The following is a 691-nucleotide window of genomic DNA, read 5'->3' on the forward strand; positions in this document are numbered from 1 at the left end:
CATCGACGCAGCAGTAAAGTTCTTCTAAATTAGACATGCCTGAGGAGCTCCACGATTTTGTTTTCTTTGACAAAAACTTTGATCGTGCCTCAGGCACTTAGTTCCCTTCTTAAGCAAATCTCAGGTTAGTTACAAATCCATCTGTACGCATGTACGTGGTTTTTCCACATCTCTCGGTGAGTTCTTTCGCGGCAATGGGCGCAGGAGCAACAGACCTGTTCAGAAAACAAGGGCGCCGAAGGCGTGCCATTTACCCTTGTTTTCTGAACAGGGATGGTGCTACACACAGCCCTCCGCGTGAGAACTCACCGAGAGATAAGTCACCCAATGGTCAAGAGAATGAACACACCCACCATGTCGGAACGACGTGGCGACCTTAGCGCCCGGCAGCTTGTCTGCTGGGCAGTGAAAGCGGCGCGGCTTTAGCCGCTGCAAGCGCTAAGGGGTTGACCTTTAGGCATCGCTTGCTATCCCAATGGACAGAGACACGCTCGCGTGGCTCTGCGGAAGCTGGCCTGCGCGACTGCGCAGGCCAGGTGGAGTGCAGGCGACGACCCGACCGTCAAGAGGGTGTCGCAAAAGGTCGGCATTGAAAATAACCCCACAGAAATTTATTGCCTGTTATTGGGACTGGCAACCCATGACAGGCTAAAAATAGCCCATAATATCAGGGCAACTGCCCTTGATAAGT

Annotated in this window: 1 protein-coding gene; it reads left to right on the forward strand. The window is 52.4% G+C overall.

What is annotated here, in order from left to right; translation table 11 throughout:
- Window positions 1–495: 495 nt before the first annotated feature.
- Window positions 496–691, forward strand: a 196-nt coding sequence (locus AACQ83_RS24310; protein ID WP_205068678.1) for a hypothetical protein, incomplete at its 3' end; no start/stop codon positions are given.

Source organism: Photorhabdus sp. S10-54 (genome assembly GCF_963878145.1).
Classification (GTDB): Bacteria; Pseudomonadota; Gammaproteobacteria; order Enterobacterales; family Enterobacteriaceae; genus Photorhabdus; species Photorhabdus kayaii.